At 37.4% G+C, this 3385-nt stretch carries 3 protein-coding genes; all 3 read right to left on the minus strand.

Annotated features, from left to right (window positions below; all coding sequences use genetic code 11):
* On the minus strand, positions 1–1607 hold a 1607-nt coding region (locus ABIQ28_RS04090), incomplete at its 3' end, for a DPP IV N-terminal domain-containing protein (RefSeq protein ID WP_348035490.1).
* A gap of 12 nt (positions 1608–1619) precedes the next feature.
* Positions 1620–2627 (minus strand): 4-hydroxyproline epimerase, encoded by a 1008-nt coding sequence (locus tag ABIQ28_RS04095; RefSeq protein ID WP_348035492.1) that lies wholly within the window; start codon positions 2625–2627, stop codon positions 1620–1622.
* A 107-nt stretch (positions 2628–2734) separates the two neighbouring features.
* A partial coding sequence (locus tag ABIQ28_RS04100) for an aldehyde dehydrogenase family protein (protein ID WP_348035494.1) occupies positions 2735–3385 on the minus strand: 651 nt, incomplete at its 5' end.

Genomic DNA, 3385 nt, shown 5'->3' on the forward strand with positions numbered 1-3385 from the left:
AACCTTTGCGTATGCGGTCCGGTGTAAGTAGCATCAATTAAAGGATAGGATTTTGAGGCGTCAAAATTTGTAGGTTTCCATAACGCTCCGTAAATGGTCGTTTTATTATCCTTAGCGAGAAGTTGAAATACTTCTGGCGAATTCCATCCTTTTGCCGCCACATGAGCGATATCCGCCGCCGACAATTGCGTTATGATTCTACCTGTTTTCGAAGCTCTTAAAACAGTTTTTGTTGGCATGTTTACGGTGGAATAATTGTCAACAAAATATTTGCCATCTTTTGAAAACGACACTCTATGATGTGTGTTTTCTGGAGTCAATAATGTCATTTTCCCTTTTAAGGCAACTTTATATAACTGTTGATGATATGGATTGTTTCCAATTTCTTTCCCCGAGGCCAAAACATAAATGTCACCAGAAGATTTATCAATGAAACTGATGTCGTTAACGTAAAAATCTCCTTTGGTAAGTGCCGAAATTTCATAAGTTTTTAAATCCACACTATATAATTGCCTCCAACCACTTCTTTCCGAAAGAAAAATTAATTTCCCTTTCTCTTCTAAAGTAGAATATGTGAAATTATCAATATTAGTTGGACTTGTTTCTTCAATTAATGTTCGCTCTGTATGGGCGTTTAAATCGACAGTTTTTACATATTCCTTTTTGTAACCACGTTCAATATAATTTGCATAGAAAACACCAGATTTATCCGACCATTTAATGGAGAACCGATTCAAATGGGTGAATTCTGGGAAATTCGTTTTTTGCTCTTTTTTAGTATCTATATTGTAAAAAATGGCCCTTTCCTTTACCAGGGTTGTATCTCCTGGCGATCCTCTATAATAGGAAAGTAACTTTGGTTTGTATAAAGAATCTTGACTCCAATCGAGCAGATACATTTTTTCGGCAATACTTAAATCAATTCGTTTGGTTGACAACCATTTGGAATCTGGAGACCAGTTTACGGCAAAACGTCTAGGACGATCTCCATTTTCCCCTTCTATGATATCATACCAGCCATAATAAGTTCCATACTCATAGCCCTTCTTACCATCAAAACTTAATTGGTGAACTTCATTTGTATCAGTAGATTTTATATAAAGATTATAGTTTTCTGTATAAGCGATCCATTTACCATTAGGCGATTTACTTTCAAATGGCGTCTCCGCCACTTTACTTTCTTCCTTAAGTTGAAGATTATAGTTTTCTAAATTCAATAGATAAGTCTTGCCCAGAGTCTTAAAAGACAGCTGTTTTTCGTCATCATATGCAATGTTTCGAAGTGAAAAATCCGTTGACTTGATCGCTTCTCCAAAAGTTTTCTGAAATGCTTCTGATAGTTTTTCATGATCAAATAATGGTTTGACCATATGATCTTTGAGATCAACTGTTTTATAAACTTTTCCCTTTTCAGAATAATCGACAAACCACAGGCCGGAACCGTTCTCAAACCAATTGACAGAGGTGTGGGTATTGAAAATTGTTTTATTGTTAAGATTATCATTTAAATAACTTACCGCTCTTCCATAATCTTCTTGAGTTAAATTTTGCGACTGTAATGGCGCTGATAATATCAGCAGAAAAAAAACATAATAAAAGTACTTCATCTTATCTAATTTTTAAATGACCTGAAATCCAAATGCATACGGATCATCTTCATCAATAATAATAGTGTTATAGCCATACACTTTTGCCCAACCTTGCACACTAGGAATGATGGCTGGCTTTCCGTCTAATGTGGTCTCTTCAACCACAATCCCTACAAATTTACTACCTATAAAACTTTCGTGGATGAATTCCTCTCCTTTTTTCAAAGAACCTTTTGCATGGCGTTGGGCCATAACCGCGGAGGTACCTGTGCCGCAAGGACTTCTATCAATAGCTTTATCGCCATAAAAAACGGCGTTTTTTGCTGTAGACGTTGCATCCGTCGGTTTTCCGGTCCATAGTATATGCGATACATCCTTGATAGATTCATTTTCTGGATGTACAAACATATTCGGATATTTTTGATTGATCTTATCTCTCAAAACTTGAGAATATTGAATCAATTTACCCGCGGTAAAATTTTGTACTCCTGAAAAATTCTGCTGTGGATCTATAATGGCATAATAATTTCCGCCATAAGACACATCGAAAGTAAGTTGCCCCAATTCAGGACAGTCAATGGTTAAACCCTCGGCGGCTAAATAACTTTTAACGTTGGTTAAACGTACCCAATCCACTTTGTTTCCTGTTTTCTTATATTCAATTTCCACTAATCCTGAAGGCGCCTCCATGCGTATCCGTCCTGGAACCTTTGGCGTTATTAACCCTTCTTCAATCACTATGGTTATTGTGCCAATTGTACCATGTCCGCACATGGGCAAACAACCTGAGGTCTCAATAAATAAAATGGCAAAATCATTTTCGGGGTTATGGGGTGGATAAAGAATGCTCCCACTCATCATATCGTGCCCACGAGGCTCAAACATCAGGCCTTTTCGAATCCAATCATATTCCTTTAAGAAATGTTGGCGTTTTTCACTCATCGTTTTTCCAACTAAATGAGGCCCGCCCTCTTTAATTACTCTTACTGGATTTCCGCAAGTATGTGCGTCAATACAAACAAATGTGTTTCTATTCATTGCTTTATTAACTTCATTAGGGTAAATTTTATAGTTTTGATTCTTAGTATTATTGGTCGCTACAATTCAGGACTTTTAGTCTTTCAGATCAGATCCTCGTTAGACCTCTATCGCTTTAAAGCGATTGGCAATAACTCATTAGGGAAAGACTGATAACTCACTGGTCGGACCCATCGTTTTATGGCGTTGGTTCCTACCGATGTAAATCTTGAATCGGTTGATGCTGGATATGGACCGCCGTGCTGCATTGATGGACACACCTCAACGCCTGTTGGGACGCCATTAAAAATGATTCGACCCACTCTATTTTCAAGCGCATCAATAACATCGTAAAGATGAACATAATCTTCTTTTTCGGCAATTATAGTTCCCGTTAATTGCCCGTCCAATCCATTAATAATTTCGATTAACTCCTCTTGATCTTTGGCCCTAACCACTAATGCAAATGGTCCAAATGCTTCAAGATGTAATTTCGGGTTTGCCAAAAACACTTTCCCTGAAACACTTGTTATTTGTGAAGGCGCTTCGTTCGCGTCGATAGTTTGCTCAACTTTCGCAACGACCACAGTTCCCGCTTGAGAAGACACAATATTTACATTTTCAACAAATGCTTTCTTTATGTCTGGATGCAACATATACTGCGGAGCAATAGCTATTGTTTTTTTAGCTAAATCGTTGATGAACTGTTGTGTTTTATCATCTTCAATAGTTAATAACAATCCAGGTTTGGTACAAAATTGTCCTGCCCCCGTAGTAAT

It is taken from the genome of Gelidibacter sp. (assembly GCF_039916245.1).
Classification (GTDB): Bacteria; Bacteroidota; Bacteroidia; order Flavobacteriales; family Flavobacteriaceae; genus Gelidibacter.